Origin of the sequence: Bradyrhizobium sp. BRP22, assembly GCF_020194175.1 — a bacterium.
Lineage (GTDB): Bacteria > Pseudomonadota > Alphaproteobacteria > Rhizobiales > Xanthobacteraceae > Bradyrhizobium.
Window position 1 is genome coordinate 1 of sequence record NZ_JADYVX010000139.1, and the last position, 353, is coordinate 353.

A 353-nucleotide genomic window follows, 5' to 3' on the forward strand; every position below is an offset into this window, starting at 1 on the left:
GCCCGCCGCAAGGCGGTGGGGACCCGGGCCCCGATCCTGGTCGAGGCGAGGCCCAACGCGCGCTGGTCGCTGGACTTCGTCCATGACCAGTTCGCCAACGGGCGGCGCTTCCGCATCCTCAACATCGTCGATGACGTCACCAAGGAATGCCTGGGCGCCATTCCGGAGACCTCGATCTCGGGACGGCGCGTCGCCCGCGAACTCACGGCGATCGTCGAGCGACGCCGCAAGCCAGGAATGATCGTGTCCGACCATGGCACCGAGTTCACCTGCAACGCCATGCTGGCTTGGTGCAAGGACGCAGACATCGACTGGCACTTCATCGCGCCGGGAAAGCCGATGCAGAACGGCTT

General features: G+C 66.3%; 1 protein-coding gene. It reads left to right on the forward strand.

Features of this window, described 5'->3' with window-relative positions; translation table 11 throughout:
• The coding region (locus I6F35_RS39725) for a DDE-type integrase/transposase/recombinase (RefSeq protein ID WP_225122981.1) at window positions 1–353 on the forward strand (353 nt) is incomplete at both ends.